Below are 26,423 nucleotides of genomic sequence, written 5' to 3'. Positions count from 1 at the left end.
CCACTTCATTCATTCTTGAATTTAAATAATAAAATAATCAATATTCTTAAAGGGTTACAGAATAGAGTCTCACCTAACACCTCTCGTGCTTGTTCCGCTCACCACACGGTTTGATCAATCCAACAAATTCAGAGGGCAAGGACGAGATAGTAAGAAAGCTTCACAGCGCTCAACCGGCTCAGGACGACAAAAGTAATACCCTTGAATTTCATCACATTGATGCTGATGCAAGAAAGCCAACTGCCGATCATCTTCAACCCCCTCGGCGATGACATTCAGTCCTAAGTTATGGCCTAACGCAATCACCGCTTGTGCAATGCTGCATCCTTCAGGGTTGTCAGGCAGATCCGAGACAAAAGCACGATCAATCTTCAAGCGATGAACCGGAAAATTTTTCAAGGCACTCAGGCTGGAGTAACCCGTCCCAAAATCGTCAATCGAAAGCTGAACGCCCATGCGGTTGATTTTTTCCATGATTTCAACGGCTTCTTGCGGGTTTTGCATCACCACACTTTCAGTTATTTCCAGTTCCAGATAACGGGCTTCTAACCCACTCATTTCTAACGCGGCAGCCACGCGATCCGGTAGATCTTGCTCATGGAATTGACGCGCTGAAACATTCACTGCCACGCAGAGCCCCTCAATACCGGCATCCTGCCAAGCTTTATTCTGTTTACATGCGGTCTGCAACACCCAATCCCCGATCGGAACAATCAGCCCTGTCGTTTCAGCCAACTCGATAAAACGCATCGGCGGCACCATCCCGAATTCAGGGTGCTGCCAGCGCAATAGCGCTTCAACCCCAACGATCCGCTGCGTATGAAAACAATATTGGGGCTGATAGTGCAGAATGAATTCTTGATTATCCAATGCATGGCGAAGGTTTTCCTGAAGCACCATACGTTCCTGAAGCTTATGTCCCATATCAAGGCTATAATGCTGAAAATGATTCCGTCCCTGTTCTTTGACATGATACATGGCAACATCGGCATTTCTTAACAGGGCTTCCGCAGTCTCACCATCATCAGGATAATTAGCAAACCCGATACTACCGGTCATGCGGATTTCGTGATCGGCAATGTCTATGGGTTGGGCAATCGCCTCTTTAATCCGATTGAGGATCAGTTCAATCGGGTTGGCGTTATACAAAATCAAAACAAATTCATCGCCCCCCAAACGAGCCAATGTATCCGTTTTCCTGATACAGGCCACCATACGCTTGGCAATGATTTGTAATAACGCATCACCGCAACTGTGACCTAAACTGTCATTAATCATTTTGAAATGGTCCAAATCGATCAAAACAACCGAGACATTCCGGTCATAGCGCTGTGCCCACAACAGCCCTTGATTTAAACGGTCACCTAATAATGTTCGATTCGGTAATTCCGTCAATGTATCGTGATGCGCCAGATATTGAATCCGCTCTTCGTTATATTGCCGCTCAATTGCGATACCCGCAATCCGTGTCACCATATCAACAAACGTCATATCTATCTGACTCATATAATATTTTTCAATAAAATAAAGTGTCAGCGTGCCCAAAATATCTCCCTGAGAGGTGACCATCGGTATGGTATAACAGGCCTGAATCCCAAACTGATTCAGTAACGAGCCATAGGCTTCCCATCCGGGAGTCGGTTCCAGCGTATCCTCGCACCAAACGGCGTGTTCACGCATCACAGATTCGCTATTCGGGCTGGATGATTCAGTCACAAGTTCGCCTGCGGGAAATAATGTTTCATACTGCTCGGCAAACATATCCGGCAGTCCCGGCACGGTACGTAACGTTAATCGATCGTGTTTTTTCAAAAATATCGCACCCAACGTCGCTACCTGATGCGCTTCAATCAACTGAATCAAACGGTTAAGAATATCATCCAGTGCCGAACCGGTGACCATCATTTCAAACAGTTGCCCTTGGCCAATGCGCAATGCCTCCGTCCGTTTGCGCTGATCAATATCATGAATGACTAGAATTTCCCCCTTGGAGAGATCGTCCCGATCAATCGCGGTCAGGATTGTTTCTCCCCAGAAACATCGGCCATCGCGACACTGATAGCGGATATCCAAAACATACTCACCTTGCTGAACGAGTGACTGATGCGCGGCTTGATGAATGTAATCATCATGATATTCAGCCGAATAAAGCGATTCGAGTGGCAGATCACTCAAAGCATCAATTTCCTGATCAAACAGGAGCGCAAATTTTTGATTACATCTGACAATCCGTCGCTGCTGTAAGAATGCAATTCCTACCCCGGAATATTCCAGTAAGCGTTGCTGTTCTTGTAAGATTTGATTCAGTGCCTCTTCCGCTTGTTGGCGAACTTGGCTTTCTTCCACCAATTGCTGGTTTTTTTCAGTTAACCGCTGCTGCATATCACACAAAGACAAGTGAAGCTTAACCCGAGACACAACTTCTTCGATCTGAAAAGGCTTGGTAATGTAATCCACGCCACCGACCTCAAACCCCGCCACTTTGTCCGTCACATCACTCGAAGCCGTCATAAAAATCACCGGGATATGCCGCGTTTTGTCATTCTGTTTCAACAGCGTACAGACTTCAAAACCATTCATCCCCGGCATCATCACATCCAGTAAGATCAAACCCGGCACCACATAATCAGCCCGCTGTAATCCTTCTTCTCCGTCTTCCGCTATCAAAACCTGAAAATGCCGACCATCAAGTTCATCCACCAATACGCCCAAGTTGGTAGGGGTATCATCGATGATCAAGATAACTTGGTCTTGCTGTTTCAATGTCGAACTCTCTCCGATACTCATATAGCAGGTTTCCTTTCCAACAACTCATTGACCAATAACAATATCGCCCGAGATTGGAGCGACTTCGCCATATCAATCAAATGCGTAGCAAAAGCATGATAGCAAGTGTCTTCAGCCTGCAAATTCTCAGCCCAATCGCGGATATGACGCATATTGCCGATCAGTGCCAAATGATGAAGTTCCTCCAACTGTGTTCTTGATGGCACGACCCATTCTGAAGTATCGGACACCTTTGACGATGCTTCCAATTCTGATGTTTGTTCATCAATGACCCATGTGAGGTCCAACTGCTCACCGATCTGACTCAGTAGCCGATGTCTATCAATCGGTTTGCTCACAAAACCACTGGCCCCGGCCTCTTTTCCCTGAGTGAACTCAGCCTGTGACGCGCTGGCAGAAACAATCAAGATCGGTAGCGCCGCCAGCTCTGGAATGAGTCGAATACGCCGCGTCGCTTCCAGCCCGTCCATCACCGGCATCACAATATCCATCAAAATCAAATCCGGGCGCTTCGCAGTTGCTTGCTCAATCCCCTCCTGCCCCTCGGTGGCTTCACAGGTTTCAAATCCAATGTCAGTCAATAAATCAACCAGTAACATGCGATTCTCCAGCACATCATCAACAATCAGAATGTGCTTCCGGCTGCCCTCATAACCAATAATATGTCCTTGACCGGAATGAACGTCCTGCTCGCGCTTCTCCGTCACCACAGGCAAATCCAGCGTAAAGAAAAACAGACTCCCCACCCCGGCTTGGCTTTTGACTTGAATCTCTCCGCCCATCTGCTTGACCAGTTGTTGACTAATCGCAAGGCCAAGCCCCGTCCCGATGATCCGGCATTTTTTATCACCAACCCGTTCAAAAGGACGAAAAATAACGTCCTGCATCTCGGGATCAATCCCAATCCCACTATCTTCGACCGAGAAAGTCACCCGAACAGATGCTTCCATATCAATGGGTTCAGCAATCACGTTGAGGTAGATATGTCCTGTGTCGGTATACTTCACGGCATTACCTAACAAATTCAACAATACCTGCCGCAGACGTTTTTCATCCAGAAAAACCCAAGGCAGCGTTTGAGGCATCACCTGAAGTTTGAGCGTTAAACCTTTCTCCGCAGCTTTAATCTGAATAATTTCAAGTACACTCTGAAAACACCGCGATAGATCAATGGCCTCCGGTGTCATGTCCATCCGCCCGGCTTCAATCTTCGACAAGTCCAACAGGTCATTAATCAAGGTCAGTAAATGATGACCACTCTGGATAATGGTATTCAGTCCGTCTTTTTGCTGTTCGTTTAATTCAGGTGCCCGGTGAATCAATTGCGCATAACCGAGAATGGCATTTAAAGGGGTTCTCAGTTCATGGCTCATATTCGCCAGAAAAACGGATTTAGAATGGGTGGCAGCTTCGGCCTGAATACGCGCGCGATCCAGTTCACGCGCTTGGGCTTCCAACTGCTCGGTTTTATGCTGTAAGTCTTCCGTCCGTTCAACAACCCGCTGCTCCAGTTGTGCCATGATTTTCTGTCGTTCCGATTCTGCTTCCGCTTCCATTGCCCGGACTTTCACCGCATTTTCCTGAAAGACTTTCACGGCACGAGACATGGTGCCAACTTCATCCTGACGCTTCACTCCCGTAATATTGACGTCAAGCTCACCCGCCGCTAACTGACGCATCACTGCGGCCAGCGAGATAATCGGGCGGGCGATCAAACGTGACGTTGACCAAGCAATAAACAGCGCTGTCAATGCCGTGATGCCACCAACAATCGTCCCCGATAGCTCACTCCATGCATTATGCTTATCCGCTGCAACTTGCTGCTCTTTGGCAAATTGAGAAACCAGTGATGATGCCCGATCTGCTTCTTCACGAACTTTCATGTGAACCCGGGACAACGCATAACTAGCCTGTCGAAACCGCATGAACGCATCCCGATAGCCATCAATCAACGCATTAACGGTCACCGCTGCGTTCAAGGATGACCCCGAAATATTCGCCGAGGGTAAAATACGCGAGTAATGACTCAATTGATCCAATGTTTCATGAACGAGTGCCGCTTCGTCATCTGTCGAACGCAGCAGAAAAGTTAATGTTTTGGCTTCCAAATAGGCCACCCGCTCCGCGAACCGTCTGGAAACATTGACTGAGTTTTGCAGTAATCCCAGCTCAGTTCTGAGGTGATCCATCATCTGATTCAGCTCACCTTCTCGTGCAGAGACGCGACTCTCAAGCCGATTGATAAGTTGTTCAATGGTTTGAAGATGAACCAACATTTGTGCATAAACAACCTGACGCTCTGATGGGGTATCCTTCAGTGCCTGAATATCTTGGCGGGTGAGGATAAATGCCTGTTCCAGTTGTTCGATCGCACTTAACCACCCCGCTTGCACACCGTTTTCTTTGAGCATATTGACGACCGGAAACATCGCTTGCAAAGCCCGCCTGATGTCGCTGAGCGACTGATCAATATCCCCATCCGTATTCGGCAACAACACCGATGACATTTTATGCAGTCCCCCACGAAGGCTCTGGATAATCTGATGAACTTGAAACATCCTATCTGTCCCGGCATCCTGCAAACTCATCCGTTGTTCAAGCTGCTCCCGTTGTTGCATCAGATGAGTCTCAATCGCAGTTGCGACGTTTTGCAATTGCGTCTGCTGACGCGTCATATTACTGGTTTCGGTATTCATCATGTCAGTCGCTAATCCTAAGATATCGACCGTATTGGAGAAGTAGCGCATTCGTCTTTTCAGTGCAGAGACTTCTTCTGCATGAACACTATCCAATTCACTCAAATCCAGATGAGCGAGCGTTTTAACATTCTCTTCGATAATCGTTTTAACTTCGTTCAGGCGGTCGGGATCATGGGAAGAGATAAAGAGTTCAACCCGTTCAGCAGCATCATTGACGGAAACCATCACCGCCGAAGCGTAACTGATCATTTCCACTGACTTTTTCAACTGAGTCAAACTATAGAAGTGAACCGCCGAAACCCCGATATTGAGAAAGACCAACAAAATCACCGATACGGTAATCTTGGTGGTAATTGACCAGTGCTCAAATGACCTGATTTTCAGCATAAAATCACATCCACATGCTTACTGATGCAATGAAGCATCAATCATTTTCACTACATCTTGCCGAGAATATGGCGGGTTTGCCGCACCACCGACTGGCATTTTCTCAAGCCATGCATCCAGCTCGTCACTATGAATCGTCACTAAAGGGACCTTGACGACCTTCGGCACTTCTTTTCCGGCTAAAATTTGCTGCGCCACCCAAAAACCGACCTGTGAGATACTGGGACTCGCTGAAATGGAGAATGTCTCATAACCATGTTTATCCCGCTCTTGCTGCCAGAATGCCAATTCATCCTGGCGGTTGCCCATCACAATAATCGGTAAAGGCCGGCCAGCCTCTTTAAAAGCCATCGCGGCCCCATAACCATCTCCGCCCTGATCCACCACTGCGTCGATTTCCGGTAATGTCGGTAGTGCTAATGCCACTTCTTTTTTCGCCACTGAATTGGTCCATTGACCATAAACGGTATGCACGATTTTCAGGTCCGGATACTGTTGCGCGGCTTTATGCAGCCCGGCACTGATATCATCATCGGTCGCATCTCCGGCAATACCCCGAATTTCCAATAAATTACCTTTTCCTTGCAGCCGTTCGGCCACATACTCGATCTCTGCTCGCCCCATCTCATCCCAGTCGTAGTTAACCTCATAAACACAAGGGTCATTGACTTTACTGGCAAGAATCACGACCACAACACCGGCCTGACAGGCATCATGAACCAAACCCCTTAATGCGGTATCTGAACCCGCCAGAATCACGATGGCATCATAACCTTCCATGATCATATTCTGGATTTGCTGCGCCTGCTCTGCGACTGAGTTATTTGCACTGATCACCGGTGCATCTTTGATCAGTCGCTTTTGCTGTGCCTTAGATGCAACTTCTTTCCAGTTCTGCACCATGACTTTACGAAAATCACTGCCTGCATAAGAGTTACTCAAGATAATCCTTTTGCTACCGGTATCACTGTGCACAATGCCATCGGCCTGAATCACCGGTACATAGCAAAGCAAGAACAATGGACAAATCATTGCAAGCAAGCCTTGAGATCGTCTCAACCAACGTCGGCTCAGAGAGAAGGGATTCGAAAACATGGACTTTATCTCCTTGATCAAGGGAACTCAGATTTCAGGGAGAAAAAAGTCATGCACTTCGCGGGTCAGTATTCAACGGCGCAACCACTGAATATACATCGGAGCAACCACTCATCATCAAGCTGAAACGAAATGCTTGGCGAGAAATTCCCCCCGAAATATTTCCCCAAACATAGGAAAAATATGGTCAGAAGCTGTGTCAAACACAAAAATCAATCATGAATTACGTGAAATGGCACCCATATTATCTATGTAACCTGAGTGCATTATATGCATCACTGCTAAGTTGCTTCATCGTGTCTTTTCCTACAGGAACAGACACGATGGGGTTCGAGAGTTTTGATGCTATTTTGCAGTCCACCTCTCGAAAGACTCACAGCACATGTTCCGTCCGGGCGATAATATCATCCTGTGTCTCCGGAGATAGCGCAGTGAAAAAGGCAGAATAACCGGCCACTCGAACGACCAGATCCCGATACTGCTCCGGATGTTTTTTAGCTTCAATTAAGGTATTGCGGGAAACGACATTATACTGAACATGCCAGCCACGATGGATATCGAAGAATGTCCGCAACAGAGACATCAGTTTACGTCGATCACTGTCATCGTCCAACATGGATGGATTCAGTTTCTGATTCAGTAACACACCACCCAGAATAGCGCCTGTCGGCAGTGCACTGACGGAGTTCATCACTGCCGTCGGTCCCAGATGATCCGTACCGGATGCAGGACTTGCTCCCTCGGCCAATGGCATGCCGGCTTTGCGTCCGTCCGGTGTCGCCATCGTTGCTGCGCCAAACGGTACATTCGCTGAAATGGATGAAGTTCCGGCGTAATAATCACCACCGATAGGCCCTCGTCCATAGCGTGGGTTATGGTATTGCTTGAGTTCATCGATATAACTCTGATATGCACGAACCAATAACTGATCAACAGATTCATCATCATTGCCATACTTCGGTGCCCGGTGAACCAAACGCTGACGAAGCTGTTCATGTGCCAGTCCGGAAAAATCGTCAGATAGTGCCTGAGCCAGCTCCTGCTGACGAACCAGACCCTGTTCAAAAATCAATGTTTTTACCGCTGCCAGGCTATTCCCCAGATTTGCAATCCCGACCTGTAGTCCGGAGACCCAGTCATACTTTGCGCCGCCCTGTTTAATCGTTTTTGCCCGCTCAATACAGTCGTCTACCAGAGAAGAGCACAGGAGATCATGTGCATTTTCTTCCAGCATGGTATCGACCACATATTCGATCTCAATTGATTTCCTGGTGTAGTAACGGATTTGCCGATCCCAGGCCAGCATCACGTCATCAAATGAAGAGAAGTTGCCTTGAGAGAGCGCCTGTTCCTGTGGCAGAAATGTCTGCCCCGATGTCGCATCCTGTCCCCCTTCCAGTGCAGCTAACATCACCCTGGCAAAATTGATAAAACTCATCCCGGTGCAGCGATAACCCCATTTTCCGGCAACAGCAGTTTCAATACAGCCGATAGCGGCATATTCATAAGCATCTTCAGGCATCACTCCCAGACGAATAAATTCGGGAATAACAATTTCATCATTATTAAATGCCGGCATGCCAAAACCGCAGCGAATCACTTGCACACAAGCATCTAAGAAGTCATCACTCATTCCGGCATGATAGCGAACACTCAGATTTGGCTGAGTCGAGCGTAAACGTCCGCAGGACTCAAGGATGGCATAAGATAACGAGTTCACCGCATCAACTGCCTGTCCTTCTATCAGCTTCTGTCCGCCAATCGTAACATTCTGGTACAGTGGACTCCCCGCCGAGGCTTTTGAATGAGTCCCTGACCGAATCTTGTTGACCTCCAACAGCTTTAACCAACAACATTGTAAAAGTTCAATCGCGTCTTCCCGGCTCAGGGTTTTCTCTTGTTCGACATCTTGGTGATATAACGGATATAAGAACTGATCCATCCGCCCGAAAGAGACTGAATGACCATTTGACTCGATTTGCAGAAACAGTTGAATAAAATAAGCCAACTGCACTCCTTGCCAGAATGTTTGCGGAGGTTGATGAGCAATGACGTCACAGTTTTCAGCAATTGCCAGCAGTTCACTCCTTCTCTGTACGGTCTCAGCCTTTGCAGCCTCTCGGCGAGCCAGTTCTGCATAGCGATGGATATGTTGACTGACTGCTGCAAGCGTTATCTCTACGGCTGTGAGAAACTGATTACCATGCAGATCATCCAACACTGTCAGATTCATTCGGGCTTGACGCTGAGTGACCTTGTCACGTAACCAGTCCAGACCTTTCTCAAGCAACAGGGCATAATCAACCGCCAGATGAGCGTCTCCCGACGTCATATTTCCTTCGGCTTTAATCATCCCGGTTGCCAGAATATCTTTATGCTCCTGAGAAAAAATACCATAACAGCGATCCTGGACTGTCTGCCCCTGCCACCAGGGAAGCACCCGGTGAATCGTGTCTTTATTTTCCTGAGTCACGGAAAAACCGGCTCCGGGTCGCTCAGCCAATTCATCGATTTCCGCCAGAATCCAGTTGACCGTATACTCAGGAAAAATAGGAGCAGCCCGAACCTGACTGGCCTGATTACCAATAATCATTTCATCGTGTTTGATCCAGATCGTTCTCTGTTCAAGGTGATGAGCCAACGCCAACGCCCGGCGTACCGGTACAGGCTTATCTGCATGCTGTTGATAGATCTCGGTGTAATGAACGGCTCGCTCTGTGCACACCGCAGGTTGGACAATATGAATCAGTGCGTTTTTATGTGCCCGGATTCTCTCACTAACCTGCTTCAGATTCAGTGTCACCATTATTTTATCCTCTCAAGGTTACTCTCAGACCATTGGCCTGAGCATAGTTTCGGGCAAAATCCAACAGTTCCGGAGCATCTAATCCTGTGGTACGAGCCAGATAAGGTCGCCCTAGCAACTGATATTTCTGTTTTCCCAGCGTGTGGTAAGGCAAAAAATGAATTTCTTTTCCCGACAGTTCCGTCGTCACAAAGTCGATAATCGCTTTAACCGATGACTCATCCGCATTAAAATCAGGAATCAGAGGAACCCGAATTATTACCGTCTTCCCGCGCTGGGAAAGCGTCTTCAGGTGAGTCATAACCCGTTTGGCGCTCCCACGGGTCCAGCGTCTGAATATTTGTGGTTCGACATGTTTCAGATCCGCCAGAAATAGGTCAACATGATCCAATGACGGTTCGATATATTTCCAGGGAACATGCAGGCAAGTTTCCACAGCGGTATGAATCCCTTCCTGATGGCACTGTGCAAGCAACTCTCCACTGAGTTCATGAGCCATAAACGGCTCGCCACCGGACAAAGTCACACCACCACCACTCCGATCATAAAAGGGTCTATCTCTGCGAATAGTCTGCATGATCGTGTCGATGTCCAGCGCTTCACCACAGACAGTCAAAGCCTTTGTCGGGCAGAGCTGTTCTAAAACTGTCAGATGTTCTTCCTGTAGTCGTGCCCGATCGATGCACAACTGCTCTCCGCGCTGTCGGATCACATCCGGAACGGCATCACAACACAATGTACACCCGGCCAGACACAAACTCGGGTCGAACAGAAGCTCTCGCCCACATCGGTGACTTTCCGGATTCTGGCACCACCGGCATCGTAACGGGCAGCCTTTCATAAACACGACCGTTCGGATTCCCGGACCATCATGTGTTGAATAACGCTGAATATTAAAAACCATATGACAACCCAAAAAATATTCGTACGGTTATTAAAATACTTTCTAACGAAAATTTATTTGATATCGATCATAACAAGCTATAAAGATCAATCTATAATAAGTAGTATTAAAAATTTCGAGGAGCTAGCCATCAATGGAAATTTATCTGGATACCGCCGATATTGATGCGATCCGACACTTCCAGCGTATCTTGCCAATCGCTGGTGTGACGACCAATCCAACAATCGTAGCTGCCTCCGGCAAGAAAATTCATGAGCTGCTCAGACAATTACGTGAAGTACTCGGAGAATCACCCCGGCTGTTCGCTCAGGTGCTTGCCAGACAGGCAGAGACCATGGTGGAAGAAGCCCATTATCTGCGGAGTATCGATGAGAATCTGGTCGTCAAAGTCCCGGTGACGGTTGAAGGACTAGCCGCCATGAATCAACTGAAACAGGAAGGGGTTCCGCTACTTGGTACAGCGGTATATAGCGCCAGTCAGGGATTGCTTGCGGCCGCAGCCGGTGCTCAATATATTGCTCCGTACGTTAATCGGCTGGATGCATTGTCCGGTAATGGTACTGAGACCGTTATAACCCTGAACCGATTGTTACAATTACACGCTCCACAAACCAAAATACTGGCAGCCAGCTTTAAAAACTGCCGTCAGGTAATAGATTGCCTAATCGCCGGAGCCCAAGCCGTTACAGTTCCAGTTGATGTTGCCGGGCAGTTAATCGCCTCACCGGCAACGGATAGTGCTCTCAATCAGTTTGAGAAAGACTGGTGCAAAACTTATCAATCATTGAATTTTTGAACAGGTTCGTGGGAAATAGACTCACAACGTCTTTCATTTCATTGTGAAGCTTGTGAGTTCCTATTTTATGCCCATCTAAAGAAACAATTTCACCGGCTTTAAACTGCTTACAACTGTCCATCTGCAAATAAGATGAATTCATGGCGTTAAGCTTAGGGGTTGTTGACCTTTCGTGGTTGAATTTTGTTCAATCTGAACGGGTGTTGATCGCGGCGCGAGGCATGCCGCTTAGCTATCCTAAGCAAATGACCCGCAACAAAGAGCAAGACACGTTCAGATGAACCCTCTGGGCAGCATTTGCTGCAAAAACCATCACGGAAGGTCAACAGCCCCTAGTGTATTTCTGAAAGGTGTATGTCCTTCTAACTTAAGGTAATATAGAAACAGACCCTACCAAATAGAACCAAGTCATGAATCAAAGACAGCAGAGCATTCTTCAGCTTGTAGCGGAGAAAAAGAAAATCAGTGTGAACGAACTCGCAGACATTACTAGGGTGTCGGTTGTCACAGTCAGGCATGACCTGAATTTTCTTGAACAGGGGAAATTCCTCAAACGGGTTCATGGGTTCGCGGTTGCAATCAACAGCGAAGACACCGAAACCCGACTGATGACGAATTACTCGCAGAAGCAGGCACTCGCTGAATATGCCGCATCACTGGTACATGACGGAGAAACAGTTTTTATTGAAAGCGGCAGTACCAATGCACTATTGGCCCGTCTACTTGGAAAAAAACGTAATATTACCCTGATAACAGTCAGCAATTATATTGCCCACCTGCTACGGGATAGTGAATGTGAAGTCATCTTGCTTGGCGGCATATACCAGAAACGCAGTGAAAGTATGGTTGGGCCGCTGACCCGGCAGAATCTACAACAGGTCCATTTCAGTAAATTGTTTATCGGTGTTGACGGTTATCATCCGGAAACAGGATTTACCGGTAGAGACATGATGCGCACCGATATCGTCAATGCGGCCTTACAGAAATGTTCTGAAAACATTGTGTTAACCGATAGTACTAAATTCGGTGTAATTCATCCTCATCCAATCGGACCGGCTCATTTTATCCATCGGGTCATCACTGACCAGCAATTAGAGCCAGACTATCAGGCGAGCTTATCAGAACACCGAATCAACATTGCTTTAGTATAAAAAATTGCTTTGGTATTGTTTTCAGCTCACCTTCAAGTCGGAATATTCCCTGTCCGCCATTCAACAATCGCGATTTTATGCTGACCAAATGAAAGTGATTGTCTTGGTTCACCGATTTTATACAGACAATATTCTCAACTTACCTTCATGGCCTGCATTCTGGTATCATCGCCAACCAAATTCAGAGACAGAAATTATCTTCAACTGAATGATTTCAATCCGAATAGTCTTTTAAGATGACAGGAACAGGGAGAATCATAGCCGATGAATCAACAGACCGAGTCTTATCGTCAGGCACATCGTGAAGCTTTATGGGCAATTGCACTGGCACTGGGATATTTTATCTGGTGGTATGCCACGGCTTACGGCTTCTCTCCAGCGCCTGAATCTCAGGCATTACCTGAGCTTTATTGGGGAATGCCATTATGGTTTCTACTTTCTTGTGTTGTCGGCCCGGTGCTTTTTACACTCTTGTGTGCCCTGATGGTGAAATATGTCTACCGTAATTTCTCTCTGTCCACAGAAGAAGACGTTTTGGAATCAGACCCAAACACACTGAATTCATCTCAGACCAACACTTCACAACAGAATCATCATCATGAATAGTCAACTGATTATCCCTTTACTCATCTACCTTGCCGCGGTCTTTGCGCTGGCCATGCTGACAAGACGACATCATCGGCCGGGGCAGTTTCTCAGTGAATATTTTATCGGCAGTCGTAGTCTCGGCGGGTTTGTCCTCGCCATGACACTGGCAGCGACTTATGCCAGTGCCAGTAGTTTTATCGGGGGGCCGGGTGCTGCCTATAAAATGGGGCTGGGCTGGGTATTACTGGCGATGATTCAATTGCCCGCAACTTGGCTGACCTTAGGTGTACTGGGGAAAAAATTTGCGATGGAAGCCAGACGCCACAATGCGGTGACGCTCAATGACATTTTGTTTGCCCGTTTTCAGAGTCGCACCGTGGTTATCATTACTTCACTCACGCTGCTGCTCGCCTTTTTCGGCACCATGGTGGTTCAGTTCGTCGGTGGTGCGCGGCTACTCCAGACCGTCACCGGCTTGTCTTATCATCAAGGTCTGTTGCTGTTCGCCTGTACGGTCGGGTTATATACCACCATCGGTGGCTTCCGGGCGGTGGTCCTGACCGATACCGTTCAGGGCATTATGATGCTGATCGGGACATTCGTATTGCTTTGGGGCGTGATCCATGCCGGTCACGGTATCGGTGAATTAATCACCCGGCTACATGACATTGACCCGGCGTTAGTCACCCCGTACGGGCCGGACCATTTTCTCAACCAGCCGTTTATCCTCAGTTTCTGGGTATTAGTCTGTTTCGGGGTGATCGGTTTACCTCACGCAGCAGTGCGGTGTATGTCTTACAAAGACAGCGCTTCATTACATAAAGGGATTGTCATCAGTACCATTATGATGGCTTTACTGATGTTCGGCACGCATCTGGCCGGGGCGCTTGGCCGGGCAATTGTGCCGGAAGTTGCCAGCCCGGACCAAATCATGCCGACACTGATGATGACGGTGCTGCCACCGATGGTTGCAGGGATTTTTCTCGCCGGCCCCATGGCTGCGATTATGTCCACGATTGACTCACAACTGATTCAGGCTTCTGCAACGCTGCTGAAAGACCTGTATCTCAACTATATCAATCCCAGAATGCTGGATGAAGATCAGGGAGAGCGCAAACTCAGCCGACTTTCCGTCTGGGTGACCGCGATTTTTGCGCTGCTGGTCTTTTTGGCCGCCACCCACCCGCCGGATATGATCATCTGGCTGAATCTGATGGCTTTAGGTGGTTTGCAAGCCGTCTTTCTCTGGCCGTTAGTGCTGGGGTTATATTGGTCGAAAGCCTCGGCAACAGGTGCTCTGAGCAGCATGGCGGTCGGTTTGGCAAGTTATATCTCGCTGGTGGCATTCAAGCCCGATCTCGGTGGGATTCATCCGATAGTACCGACGTTGATCCTCGGTTTGGTGGCCTTTATTGTCGGTAGCTATCTCAAGCCCTCAACTGCTTCGACAGTTATGGCGGCTGAGTGATGTTGTTTACAGGTGGCTACGGCTACCTGTGGCCTGCGCTGTTGTATGATGTCTCACTGAACGTGATGAGACTTTGACTCGAATTGGAGATGTATTGCTAATGCGCTGTAAACTTTTATTACTCATCTTCTGCGGGGCGACCTCTTTTCACTCACTTGCACAAAGCTGGGATAACTATCTAAAAAACCAAATGATAGCGTCGTATTCGGTTTTGGAAAATAAAATGGAATACTGCGACAGCATCGAAGAAAAACTCCCTAAGATTGATGAGCAGTGGTTTATTCAATTATCTAAAAAAGAGAAGTACGCTGTCGCGAGTTATCTTGCTTACCTTGCAGATATGAATTGTTTTGGGGAAGAGCAAAAGCAATATGAGTCAGCGATGTTAGCTTACACCGCAGAATCAAAAGATGAAAACGCTCTCAAAGAATGGTTTTCTTCTGCTCGGGTTTACCGAGGGGCTGAATTCGAAAAAACCTTTGCAAATATCGATGTTACTAAACTATTAAATTGGCACCAACAAAACAGTGGGTTAAAGCCATTTGATATTGTTCAGTTTTTGCAACAGTATCCAGAGTTTCAGCAGCATTAAACGGGTGATAGCGTGTAGCAGTCTGGTAATCACTTCCCCCCGATTTCAATCGCATCTCAGACAGCGACCCAGATAGCTTTTTCGATGCCTCTGAAACCGAAAAACGAGATTGTGTGTCAAACTGCAACGCCGATGGCTGGAAAAGTAAAAGGATGATGCTGAGTTTGGGACGCAATCACTTTCCTCGATTTCGTTAGCATCTCCGACTGCGCCCCAGGTACTTTTTCACGGCAGAAAAAGTACCCCAAAATGCCTAGGGTTTGAGTTCAGCGCACGTAATCAGGGTCGGATTGATTCGCATCCTGCTCAAGCAATCCTGAAAAATCGTCCATGATTTTTCACCCTGAGTTCAGTGACCAAATTGACTTTTTAAGCATGTTTCACCGCACGCAAATCAACCACTCAACAAAGAAAACCATTCACGGAAGAATGGTGAGGCTTTTCCGGGCAGGACGCCCGTAAAAGTTGGTTCTGGACAACGTGCGACACCGTCAAACAAAAAAGATTTTCTGGTTCATCTTTCATCTCTGAAAGATGAACTGGCGCACAGAGCACCAATGCCTCTGAAATCGAGAAACTAAACTGTGCGTCAAAATTTGGGGCCGGAGGCTGGGGGAATATAAAAATTGAGGTGCAGCGGTTTGGTGCGCAATCTCTTTCCTCGATTTCATTAACTTCTTCGAAAGCGCCCCAGGTACTTTTGGCGTTCCAAAAGTACCCAAAAGAACGGTTTAGGTTCGTGGACGCTGGCCGGGTCGCTTTTATTCGCTCCTGCTCACAAAAAGCTAAAAATTCATCCGTGAATTTTTACCCTGAGTGCATCGTTCAAGTTGGCTCTTAAAATGTTTCACTGAATTCAAATGAACCACGCAACAAAGAAAACCATTCATGGAAGAATGGTTAGGCTTTTCCGGGCAGGACGCCCGTAAAAGTCGGTTCTGGACAACGTGCGACGCTGTCAAACAAAAAAGATTTTCTGGTTCGTCTTTCATCTCTGAAAGATGAACTGGCGCACAGAGCTCAGAAGCCTCTGAAACCCAAAAACGTCATTGTGCGTCAAATTCCAGAGCCAAAGGCTGGGATAAAAGCAATGGCAGCCCTCAGGCAGAATAAATCAATCAATCCGCGCTAAACAAACCCGTTCAACCACTGCTTTTAACTGCAACACTCGCCCTTCGAGATAAACTAACTCTTCTACGGTGATTTCATAATGTTCCGAATAACGGGCTTCGATATAGGCCCGTTGCAGACGGCGGAAGCTGCGACGGTGGAATTTATTGTCGAGTGGGAAAATCGTCTTAAACTCTGGCTCGAGTTGCGCGCACAGTTTACTCAACTTTTCGATATTGTGGGATTTGGGTAAGTAATTCGTACAGACAAGTAACGCGCAGGCGAAAAACTTTTCTGCGGATTGATGAAGTTCAAAAGCAGCTTGCTCAATACGTTTATCTTTCATGGCGTAACCGAACATCGCGAAACTATCATGTGCACTTTTAACCCATCGCATAAAATACTTTTGCGCAATTTCCCGTTTTTCGGTCTCGGTTAAATCCCCCGGCTCAATCAGCGGTTTCGGTGTCGCGGCAAACAGTTCGATGCCTTCTTCACGGATATCCTTAAAGAAATAATGCCCCTGCTGCAATCGTTCATTCACTTCCTGCAAATCATGAACAATCAAACCAAGCGGCGCGGATTTCACTTTGCGATCAATTTGTTCTTCCGCCCGCTGCCAGACCACATAATCTTCCACCAAGGCGGCTTTGTTGACGATCACCAGAATATCGTAATCGCTGATGTAACCATTAACCGGATCGCTGACCCAATTGCCTTTGGCGTGACTGCCGAACAGAATGATTTTCAGGATGCGAAACTCGCTTTTACTCCCCGTTTTACCTTCAAGGTAGTCGTCCAGCGTATCGCGCAGAATGGTCGAGATTGTCGCAAGCTCTTGCTGTTTATATTCAGGCAGGTGATCGAGGGAGGTTTTCATAATCGCGCTTCGCTTTGGTGGATAACATGGCTCTAGCATAAAAGAAGCGTTCAGCAAAAAACACTGTTTATCATAGTATTAGCATTATGGGAGAATAAAATGCGACGGATTTCTTGCTTTATCTTTTTGTCAGTGCTGGTGAGAGCGGACGATACAAAGATAAAACAAACGCTAACATGGGTAAAAATGAATGATTACCGCCATACTCGTTTAGGTTCGTACTACAATGTTTAGCGCAATCACGTCGAGTTGCCCTAACTCATTAAAATTAAGCCGAAAGTGCTTGTAACCTTCGTTACTATTGATTATTTCTGATTGAACGTGATGCTTAAGCCAAATAGATGAACATATTTCATAACAGCAGTCATCTCGCTCTCCCTCAAGTAAATCAAATACCATCTACCACTTGCATGCGACGTGATCGACGAAATATAGCTTTACCGTTTTTTCCTGCCAATCTTTAAACTCAGCACGTAAATCGCCATCTTCTTGATGGATTTCAGGATATTCTGTATCTGCAGTAGAAAACCCCAAATCTAGCATTTTAACTGTTTCCATACCCCTTCCTATCCCAAAGTCCATAACGCCCCACTCAATTGCGCACTACGCAGGAAGTAAAGCGAACAATTTACGTTAAACTACAACCGCGACTGTTGACTGCGTCAATTGCAATGGATTGTATGTGCATGATACCGTTACACTCTAAATATTGTGTTCAAATACTCTTGACTATACTACCTTTCTTGACTATCGTTTAGTTAAACTAAACGGCGTTTAAGCCACTAAACGGAGTGATTTGTTATATGAGTATTAAGTCGAGAAGGGCAGTAGCCAACGCTTTAACAGCCTTACAGGCAGATGTTGAACAGTTGCAGCGGAATGATGAAAGACAAGAAAAAGTCTTGGACTCACATGCCAAAGAAATAGCAGAACTCCAAGAAACTGTTAAGCAAATGCGGAACGCTGCAATTGCGGCAGAAGCAAATAACAGAGTGCCTTATGACGAGATATCCAAGCGTTATGGGGGAATCAGCAAAGGCAGAATATCTCAAATTAAAAAAGAGTTTTCCGAACGTTAACCATTTTTGTAAATTAAGGAGAAAAAATGGCTTTAGGTAGACATTACCGCGCAGAGTGTGAGCTACGTGCAGTTGATAGAATGAAGCGCTACAAAATTAAAGAGGATGAGCTAGCTCTTGAAGTGGCTCAAAACATACCAGGCGACGATAGACTGAGCGCTTTGTCTCAAGCTATCGGTATGGTGCGTGGTGTTCAGCATATTAACGATGGCTCGACTCCATTGAAGGATGCTGTTGATAAAATTTTAGCCGAAAGAGTCAAATCGGGTCTGAATCGTGATGGTACTGTTTTGGCTTAATCACAGCGAAAAAGCAAATCATGAGCGAAGCTGTAGCTACCTATATGCTTCGCTTAATGCACATAACAATTTATTATACAGAACCACTCTACAGGAATACTTCTGTATAACTTACTGACAGTCGATGAATTTCTGTCCTAATCGCATGAAAATACAGACAAAATGCCAGTAAAAAATATCATTACATCAGAAATCACAGCATTGTGCTGTCTAATCTGCGCACGAATGATTCACCAGAGCTACCACCATTCGGAACATCTCGTATAAGTGCCATTTATTCTCGAATAAGCATTTAAACACCCTACATAGCATTGAATAGGTTACAGAAAATCGCCAGAAAAAATTGACACAAACATGATATTTTTTTTGATATGGATAAAATTTGTACAAAGTTGCAGCGTTTTAACAATCAGTGGAAATTGTGATGCGGTGGTTTGATGCCCGATAACATTCAAGGAGTTCAGTAATTCATTTAGCTTCAAAAAATGTTTCACCCAATTCAAATCAACCTCTCAACCAAGAAAACCATTCCGGGAGAATGGTTAGGCTTTTCCGGGCAGGACGCCCGTAAAAGCTGGTTCTGGACAACGTGCGACTCAGCCAAACAAAAAAAGATTTTCTGGTTCGTCTTTCATCTCTGAAAGATGAACTGGCGCACAGAGCTCAGAAGCCTCTGAAACCGAAAAACGAGATTGTGCGTCAAATTTGGGAGCCGGAGGCTAGGCAAATAATATCCCTAAAGGGACAGTCGGTTCATTTATGTATTGGAAGTATTACCGTGAAAGTACTACCTTTGCCAATTTCACTCTCAACTTTAATTTCACCACCATGATTTTGAATAATGCTATAGCTGATAGAAAGTCCAAGACCTGTTCCTTTACCAACATCCTTTGTGGTATAAAAAGGTTCAAATATCCGGGCCAAATCTTTTGGTGAAATTCCACTACCGGTATCGGTAATAGATACATTAATATTTTTTTCATCACACCAAGTGCGCACCGTGATTGTTCCCTGGTCCTTGATTGCTTGGGCCGCATTAACCAGAAGATTAAGAAAAACTTGGTTCAACTGCTGTGGATAACAGTTAATTTTAGGGATATTTCCGAACTCATGTTCGAGAGTGGCTACATATTTGATCTCGTTCCAAGCAATATTCATTGTCGTCTTTATTGTCTCGTTCAGATCGATCAATGTGTAATCGGCTTGATCGACCCTGGAAAAAGTCTTTAACTCCTGAACAATGTGCTTTACTCGTTCAGCGCCGTCCAGACTCTCAACTATGAGCTCTTTTACATCCTCCGATATATAATCGATCTTGAGTTTTTTCCTGATTTCAGCCAACTGGAAGTCGTTGGGAATGTCCGCAAGGGCTATCGCCTGATCCTCCACGGTAATAAATTCAGTCAGACGCTCAATATATTCCCTGAGGCTGGAAAGATTGCTTATGATAAATCCCATCGGGTTGTTTATTTCGTGCGCCACACCTGCTGCCAGTTGCCCGATGGACGCCATTTTCTCCTGATGAATTATATATGACTGTGTTTGTTTTAATTCTTTTTCAGCTTTTTTTCTTTCAGTAATATCTTGGAGAATGACAACTTTGCCTGTGTACTTAAGACTAATATCCTCCATGGGATGAAAACGCGCCAACACCTGGCATTCATCCTTGTCCGGCAATTCAATTAAATACTCGTATTCTTTTTCATCACCTGTCTCATAAAAACGAGACAACTCATCTTCCAACCATGGAAAAGGGATTCTGTCATCAGGATGTGAATAATAATGTCCACCCGATTTAGCTGTGGGATCGATCATTTGTGCCGCAGAAAAATTCATATGCACGATACGTCTTTTATCATCCAGTAGAAAAACTGCCGTCGGCATACTTTCGAAAATGGTAAGAAACTTGTTCTTCTCATTGGTGATCCGGCGATTGGTTTCCTGCAGTTCTTCAATAGCCCGGTTCATTGTATCGCTCCTGCCCCATTCGGCACAAAAAGCTATTTCGATCCGATCAAAAACCCGCTCAATAAAATGGGAATATTTCTCTCTATCATTATTGACTTCGTTTAGAGGCTCCTCTTTAGATGCCTGCCCTATAGGGTAGGACTTTCGGAGCAAATCAAGGTATGTTTGTCGGTAATACTTCATCAAACCCAGGAACATCTCAAGCGTAACTCCGCGGGATCTATGCCTCTGAGCCTCAAGAACTCCGAAAGCTGCAATGGGGTCGGAAATGTAGGTATCTTCGGGGGACAATTCCCAAGGATCTTCCGAAATAGTAAGTGCCGATATGATGGAGTCTGTCAACCCAACAATTGCAATCCTCCAAGCTTCTTCTAAAGTTGAAGTATAGCGGCTGTAATCTCTTTCCACGGCATAATCACGGATACGACGCATTAACCACAATTCATTTTTTTTGAGAAGTTGTTCTAATGGATGCATTGCGAAGTCTCCATTTGATTTTGGCGAATCAAAAACAGCAATTTTCCTATTCTTGAAATGCGAACAGTTTATGATACTGAACCACTCTATAGGAATACTTCTGTATAACTGACTGACACTCGATGAAATTTCTGTCCTAATCGCATGAAAATACAGACGAAATGCCAGTAAAAAAATATCACTACGTCAGAAACCACAGCACAAGGCTGTCTAACTCACTCACAAATGATTGACTAACGTTCCCACCCTTAGACACATCGCGGATAAGCCCCATTTGTTCGCGAGTGAGCCTCAAAACACCGTATATAGCATTGGATATCTTGCAGAAAATCGCCAGAAAGAATTGGCACTAATGTGATATTTTTTGATGCCGGTAGGTTTTTGTACAAAATTGCAGTGCTTTGATCATCAGGGAAAGTAATGCTGCTGCGGTGTGATATGCAATGAATTTCCTGAGTTCGGAGACTCATTGGCTTTCAAAAGGGTTTCACTCAATTTAAATCAACCACCAACCAAGAAAACCATTCAGGAAGAATGGTTAGGCTTTTCCGGGCAGAGCGCCCGTCAAGCCGGTTCGGGGAAACGTGCGACAAATGTACCCCGCTCTGTATACGACAAAGCAGAGACTCATTACTTTGTTGTTACTTTTACCTACTTCATTTGCGTTTGACTAAACAAAAGTGCTTCTTACCGCGTTGAATTAACCAGTATTGATCAAACAGTGGAAAATCAAGCTGTGAACTCTCTGGTGTTATCTTTTCACTATTGACGCGAATCGCATTGCCCTCGATAAGCTCTCTTGCGATACGTTTTGATTTGGCGAGTCGTGACTCGACCAGCAATTCTACAATGTCTTGCTGAGTGCTTTCGATGCTGGGGATTCCATCTAACTCTAACTGTTTGAGTTCGCTGAAACTTAGATTCTCGACACTCCCTGTGAACAGCGCTTGCGTAATGCGTTCTGCACTATGTAATCCCGATTCACCATGAACAAAACGTGTCATATTTTGAGCCAGAATTTTTTGCGCTTCGGGTTTACCGTCGCTAGCTTTATCCTTCAATTCAATCTTCTCGATCTCATCGCAAGATAAGAATGTGTAGTAACGCAGCAGGTTGTACACATCAGTATCTTCAGTGGATAACCAAAACTGATAAAACATGTACGGCGATGTTTTTTCCGGATCAAGCCAAACGGCCCCGCCTTCTGTTTTACCAAATTTGGTGCCATCCGATTTCGTGATCAACGGTAGGGTTAAACCAAACACTTGCTCGCCATTTTGACGACGGGTTAAATCAATACCGCTGACGATATTTCCCCATTGGTCATTACCACCAATTTGTAAGCGACAACCATAGTTACGATTAAGCACAGCAAAGTCATAAGACTGCAGTAGACTGTAGCTAAATTCGGTAAATGAAATCCCTTGATCCGGTCTTTGCAATCGTTGCTTCACAGACTCCCGACAGATCATCGTGTTGATTGAAAAATGCTTACCGACATCTCGGAAAAAATCGATGACGTTGATGTCTTTCATCCAATCAGCATTGTTAACGATTGTCATCGGTTTGCTTAAATGAGGTGCTAATAACTGCTCAATTTGAATGGTGAGATCTTTGACCCAGCCGTTTACCGTTTCTTCCGTATTCAAACTGCGCTCTGTTGCTTTGAAGCTAGGGTCGCCAATCTTACCTGTCGCGCCACCAATCAGCGCTAATGCCTGATGCCCGGCATCCTGAAAACGTTTGAGCATAATGAGTGGCACTAAATGTCCAATATGTAGGCTACCTGCTGTCGGATCGAAACCACAGTAAACCGTTTGAGGCTGGCTAAATTGTTGCTGTATTTGCTCTAAGTCACTGGCTTGAGCAATTAAACCACGCGTCTGTAATTCCTGAATCAATGTCATCTATAACGTCTTATCTGTATCAATCATGTGTGTACAGATTACGAATAGAAACGGATGTGCGATATATCCCTAAAGGGACAGTCGGTACATTTATCGGGTAATAATATGGTTGAGGAAAACTTGGAAAAGTTCACTGAGGGATGTCACCCGTAATTGAGCATAGATACGCTTTCGGTGATTTTTTACCGTGCCTTCCGTAATATCCAACTGTTGTGCTATTTCTTTCGTATCAAGCCCTTGCACGACTAAGCGGGCGATTTGTTTCTCTCGGGTTGAAAGCAAATCGTTGCCAAAAGAATGCAGACCATCCTCGATGAACTCACGTCTTTTTACTGAGTAGGATTCAGGAGAAAAGACTGGTTCTGCAAGAAGGAATTCCGTTTGTTGCCAATGTTGCTGACATAATGATTGAATGACTGCAAAGTATGATTTTAACGTTTCAACCTTGAATGGCGAAAATGCATTGTCGGCATCGGTGCACCCCAGATAGATAACGACCCAGCGAGTTGTTTCAACTTCAATGAGAATACTCAACTCATCTTTCCAGCCAGTTTGCAGGTAAAATTGATTACAGTATGTCTGGTAATCCATATCTCGTTTGATGACGTCTTTTAATGAGAAAATGCCTTGCTGCTCATGAATGATGAGCATTTTGTAGAATGGATCATCTTGAAATGCGGAGGTGAGGTAACGGTCAAAAAGCAATTCTCGGTTATTTTCAATGGAATCATAAAGATAAATAGGATGTTTGCCTTTACGTAGGCCGAGAATCACTGCGCAGTCATAGCTCAGTATCGAAGCGATAAGAGCCATTAACTTAGGTGTAAAACTCGGTGATTTCAAAGCAGAAATAGATTCTGCGAGTAAATGATTAAATTGAGATTCAGCCATATCGTATGAGACGAATAATAAAGGCTTAAAGCATAACGTAATTACCCAAAATGCTCAAAACCGGATGATATGAACTAGGCTATTTTCGCCTTCATTTATGTCTTATCATCGTTTTAACACTTCTTACCTTGGTTAGAGTGCAAAGCTTCACAGGGCGTGGCCATCTTTGCCATTCTCCCCTGCAAGCTCTGATTCGATCTTTTCACCATGGCACCGGTCCATTTTCATCAAAAAATCCACCGGTGGGGCCGGATTCTGGCAAAGACGCAAGTTTCACGACAATCTGTGCGGCCTGTTCAACGGTACGTGTGCCACTATGATTATTGAGATCAGTCGCGGTAAAGCCGGGGTCCGCTGAATTGATTTTAATGGGTGTGTTTTGTAACTCATAGGCTAACTGAACTGTCAAAGCGTTGATCGCCGTTTTGGATGAGTTATAGGCAAGCGGTTTTACATGCGCAAACTCGTAGTTTGGATCACTGTTTTGTGTCAACGAGCCAAGTCCGGATGACATATTGACGATTCGTCCTGCTTCAGATTTGCGGAGTAATGGAAGCATGGTTTGTATCACCGCGAAAGCGCCAAATACATTTGTTTCGAAGGTCTTCCGAAGTGATTCCACGCTTACTTGACTTGGCGGCATTCCGGCGTCTAAGGCAATACCTGCATTGTTGATCAAAACATCGAGCCTGCCAAAACGCTTTCCAATCAGATTCGCTGCTGCCTCGATCGTGTTGTGATCGGTGACATCAATCGGAACAAACACAGCGCTTAAACCCTCTTCGGTGAATTTTTTTTCGACTTCAGTCCCAAGGGTCTTAGAACGAGCGCCAATCAAGACAGTATAACCCAACAGGGCAAGTTCTCGTGATACTTGCAGGCCAATTCCCTTGTTTGCTCCAGTGATAAGTGCGATTCGTTTAGAGTTCATGTATGAATGTTCCTCGATGTCTAACGCCGCAATAAACGGCAAGTAGATTGGCGATGTTCTTGCAGTTTTTTCTTTTAGCAAAAACAGTGACAAAAAAAGATTTTCGGGTAGCGCACAGAACACCAACGCCCCTGAAACCGAAAAATGCAATGATGCGTCAACCCACAATACCCTAGGGTTAACGAGGCGCTAAAATTAGACCCTCTCTAATGCCTCAAATGGCTCATGAGGGAAAATAACCTCAATATCATCCCCTGCGTTCACCTGCCCTCCGACGGTTACAATCCCCATGACACCTGCCTTACGGACAACCTGTCCTGACTCATCTCGGCTGAGTACCGCAGACAATAATCCTTTTTTATAATTTTCTATTTGCGGACACGGATTGCGAAGACCGGTGATAGAGACTTCAGCGCCACTCGGAAATTGTAATAATGAACCTTTGGGCAGAGATAATAAATCAATGCCGCATGTCGTGATATTTTCGCCCAGCGCGGCGGGTTCGATATCAAATCCCTGCTCGTGTAACTCATCGAATAATTCAGCATGAATCAAGTGGACTTGTCTTAAATTTGGCTGAGTTGGATCCGCTTTAACTCTGGACCGATGCTGCACGGTTTTCCCTCTGTGTCCATCACCTTCAACCCCTTCACCTTGAATTAAGGTAATTGATTGCACCACCGATTTAGAAAAATGGTGACCTTCCCTTTTACTGACTGATATAACCTTTGCCAAAATGTCCTCCTTGAAGGCTAACAACATAACCGCCAAATGTTAGCTGTCCCTTCTAAGCACTTTGTTCAGCTTATAAGATAGACTTCTTAATGACTAACGCTAATTCTTCTGGGTTCTCCCACGCCATTGAATGGCCGGCATTAGCGACAACTGCAACGTTAATATTGTTCCGAGTCAGTGCTTCACTATCTGGGTCAGGTAAACTTTTGCTTCCATAAATATATGTTTTAGCGGCATCCAGTGAATAAAATATTTGCCGCCAACTTGGTGTTTGCCCCTTTATCAAAGAGACTGCATTTCTGTGAATCGCGATGGGAGAACTGTTTGATAATCCTGCTGCCCATTCAGTATTACCACTTGAAACGCTCTCTTGAAGTATCTCCGTATACCCAAATTTCACAAAGTCACTTTCACTATAACTTGCGATCTTTTTACTGAAAAATCCGCCACCTGAGTCCAGATTCGCCTCACTTAGAATGAGAGCCTTAACTTTATCTTTTACACAATTGGCGAATGCAATAGATATCGCACCACCCATGCTATGACCAAAGATTACAATATTATCGATACTCAAATGATCTAATAATTCTTTAAGGTATTTAGCATGATTCGCGATTGTATAATCAAAAAATTCAGGTTTATCACTGTATCCTGAGCCAACCAGATCGACCAATATGCGTCTATGGTTCGTTAAGCCGCCCATTGAAGCGACTTGTGGATAATCAAATGAAGAGGCACATCCAAGCCCATGAATAAAAATAATTGGTATTTCATCGCCGGGTAAATCGTGGTAGCGAAGAATGACATGATTATCAAGTTTAAACGCTTTCATTTTGCTTCCTAATTATCATGAACAGCTTCAAATACTAACAC

Annotated in this window: 19 protein-coding genes and 1 pseudogene; 7 read left to right on the top strand and 13 right to left on the bottom strand. The window is 45.5% G+C overall.

All coding sequences use genetic code 11. The annotated features are described in order from the left end of the window. Positions 1 to 114 precede the first annotated feature (114 nt). From MKS89_RS05575 to MKS89_RS05555, 5 genes are all read right to left on the bottom strand, one after another. Positions 115 to 2,787, bottom strand: coding sequence for an EAL domain-containing protein (locus MKS89_RS05575; RefSeq protein WP_072961708.1), 2,673 nt, complete (start codon positions 2,785 to 2,787; stop codon positions 115 to 117). Continuing rightward, a complete protein-coding gene (locus MKS89_RS05570) occupies positions 2,784 to 5,873 on the bottom strand; it encodes an ATP-binding protein (RefSeq protein ID WP_072961710.1) in 3,090 nt (1,029 codons plus the stop codon). The genes MKS89_RS05575 and MKS89_RS05570 overlap by 4 nt, the downstream gene beginning before the upstream one ends. An 18-nt stretch (positions 5,874 to 5,891) precedes the next feature. Beyond that, entirely contained in the window at positions 5,892 to 6,968 is a 1,077-nt protein-coding gene (locus MKS89_RS05565) for an ABC transporter substrate-binding protein (protein ID WP_072961713.1), read from the bottom strand. Positions 6,969 to 7,341: 373 nt separating this feature from the next. Continuing rightward, on the bottom strand, positions 7,342 to 9,765 hold the full coding sequence (locus MKS89_RS05560; protein ID WP_205409125.1) for a formate C-acetyltransferase/glycerol dehydratase family glycyl radical enzyme: 2,424 nt from the start codon (positions 9,763 to 9,765) through the stop codon (positions 7,342 to 7,344). Between the two features lie 13 nt (positions 9,766 to 9,778). Beyond that, complete coding sequence (locus MKS89_RS05555) at positions 9,779 to 10,678, bottom strand: glycyl-radical enzyme activating protein (protein WP_072961718.1); 900 nt, start codon at positions 10,676 to 10,678, stop codon at positions 9,779 to 9,781. Between the two features lie 133 nt (positions 10,679 to 10,811). Here MKS89_RS05555 and fsa point away from each other — a divergent pair, with 133 nt between their 5' ends. The 5 genes and pseudogenes from fsa (at position 10,812) to MKS89_RS05530 (ending at position 15,273) form a co-directional block, all read left to right on the top strand. After that, entirely contained in the window at positions 10,812 to 11,474 is a 663-nt protein-coding gene (gene fsa / locus MKS89_RS05550; RefSeq protein WP_072961721.1) for a fructose-6-phosphate aldolase, read from the top strand. A 410-nt stretch (positions 11,475 to 11,884) separates the two neighbouring features. After that, positions 11,885 to 12,625 (top strand): DeoR/GlpR family DNA-binding transcription regulator, encoded by a 741-nt coding sequence (locus MKS89_RS05545; RefSeq protein WP_072961724.1) that lies wholly within the window; start codon positions 11,885 to 11,887, stop codon positions 12,623 to 12,625. 264 nt (positions 12,626 to 12,889) lie between these two features. Continuing rightward, positions 12,890 to 13,156, top strand: a pseudogene (locus tag MKS89_RS05540) (YhdT family protein); the annotation flags it as partial. Positions 13,157 to 13,223: 67 nt separating this feature from the next. Further along, a complete protein-coding gene (panF, locus tag MKS89_RS05535; RefSeq protein WP_072961728.1) occupies positions 13,224 to 14,681 on the top strand; it encodes a sodium/pantothenate symporter in 1,458 nt (485 codons plus the stop codon). A 100-nt stretch (positions 14,682 to 14,781) separates the two neighbouring features. Then, the gene (locus MKS89_RS05530) at positions 14,782 to 15,273 is read left to right on the top strand and encodes a hypothetical protein (RefSeq protein WP_072961736.1); all 492 of its coding nucleotides are present in this window, start codon (positions 14,782 to 14,784) and stop codon (positions 15,271 to 15,273) included. A gap of 1,114 nt (positions 15,274 to 16,387) precedes the next feature. Here MKS89_RS05530 and MKS89_RS05525 read toward each other — a convergent pair. Continuing rightward, a complete protein-coding gene (locus tag MKS89_RS05525) occupies positions 16,388 to 17,263 on the bottom strand; it encodes a HEPN domain-containing protein (RefSeq protein ID WP_159439573.1) in 876 nt (291 codons plus the stop codon). Positions 17,264 to 17,662: 399 nt separating this feature from the next. After that, a complete protein-coding gene (locus MKS89_RS05520) occupies positions 17,663 to 17,821 on the bottom strand; it encodes a hypothetical protein (RefSeq protein ID WP_205409123.1) in 159 nt (52 codons plus the stop codon). A gap of 245 nt (positions 17,822 to 18,066) precedes the next feature. Here MKS89_RS05520 and MKS89_RS05515 point away from each other — a divergent pair, with 245 nt between their 5' ends. Both MKS89_RS05515 and MKS89_RS05510 read left to right on the top strand, forming a co-directional pair. Further along, the gene (locus MKS89_RS05515; protein WP_072961739.1) at positions 18,067 to 18,342 is read left to right on the top strand and encodes a hypothetical protein; all 276 of its coding nucleotides are present in this window, start codon (positions 18,067 to 18,069) and stop codon (positions 18,340 to 18,342) included. Between the two features lie 26 nt (positions 18,343 to 18,368). Continuing rightward, entirely contained in the window at positions 18,369 to 18,641 is a 273-nt protein-coding gene (locus tag MKS89_RS05510) for a hypothetical protein (RefSeq protein ID WP_072961742.1), read from the top strand. A gap of 753 nt (positions 18,642 to 19,394) precedes the next feature. Here the strand turns inward: MKS89_RS05510 and MKS89_RS05505 are convergent. The 6 genes from MKS89_RS05505 to MKS89_RS05480 form a co-directional block, all read right to left on the bottom strand. Beyond that, positions 19,395 to 21,086: a PAS domain-containing sensor histidine kinase gene (locus tag MKS89_RS05505; protein ID WP_072961745.1), complete on the bottom strand. Its 1,692-nt coding sequence runs from the start codon at positions 21,084 to 21,086 to the stop codon at positions 19,395 to 19,397. Positions 21,087 to 21,742: 656 nt separating this feature from the next. Beyond that, on the bottom strand, positions 21,743 to 22,993 hold the full coding sequence (tyrS, locus tag MKS89_RS05500; protein ID WP_072961748.1) for a tyrosine--tRNA ligase: 1,251 nt from the start codon (positions 22,991 to 22,993) through the stop codon (positions 21,743 to 21,745). Positions 22,994 to 23,083: 90 nt separating this feature from the next. Continuing rightward, positions 23,084 to 23,884: a helix-turn-helix domain-containing protein gene (locus tag MKS89_RS05495; RefSeq protein WP_072961751.1), complete on the bottom strand. Its 801-nt coding sequence runs from the start codon at positions 23,882 to 23,884 to the stop codon at positions 23,084 to 23,086. A 202-nt stretch (positions 23,885 to 24,086) separates the two neighbouring features. Continuing rightward, positions 24,087 to 24,815, bottom strand: coding sequence for an SDR family oxidoreductase (locus tag MKS89_RS05490; RefSeq protein WP_072961753.1), 729 nt, complete (start codon positions 24,813 to 24,815; stop codon positions 24,087 to 24,089). A 195-nt stretch (positions 24,816 to 25,010) separates the two neighbouring features. Next, the gene (locus MKS89_RS05485) at positions 25,011 to 25,550 is read right to left on the bottom strand and encodes an MOSC domain-containing protein (RefSeq protein WP_205409121.1); all 540 of its coding nucleotides are present in this window, start codon (positions 25,548 to 25,550) and stop codon (positions 25,011 to 25,013) included. 70 nt (positions 25,551 to 25,620) lie between these two features. Further along, entirely contained in the window at positions 25,621 to 26,382 is a 762-nt protein-coding gene (locus MKS89_RS05480; RefSeq protein ID WP_072961759.1) for an alpha/beta fold hydrolase, read from the bottom strand. Between the last annotated feature and the right edge of the window lie 41 nt (positions 26,383 to 26,423).

Origin of the sequence: Vibrio gazogenes (genome assembly GCF_023920225.1) — a bacterium.
In the GTDB taxonomy this organism is placed as follows: Bacteria; Pseudomonadota; Gammaproteobacteria; order Enterobacterales; family Vibrionaceae; genus Vibrio; species Vibrio gazogenes.
This window is presented reverse-complemented; position numbering and strand designations above follow the sequence as displayed.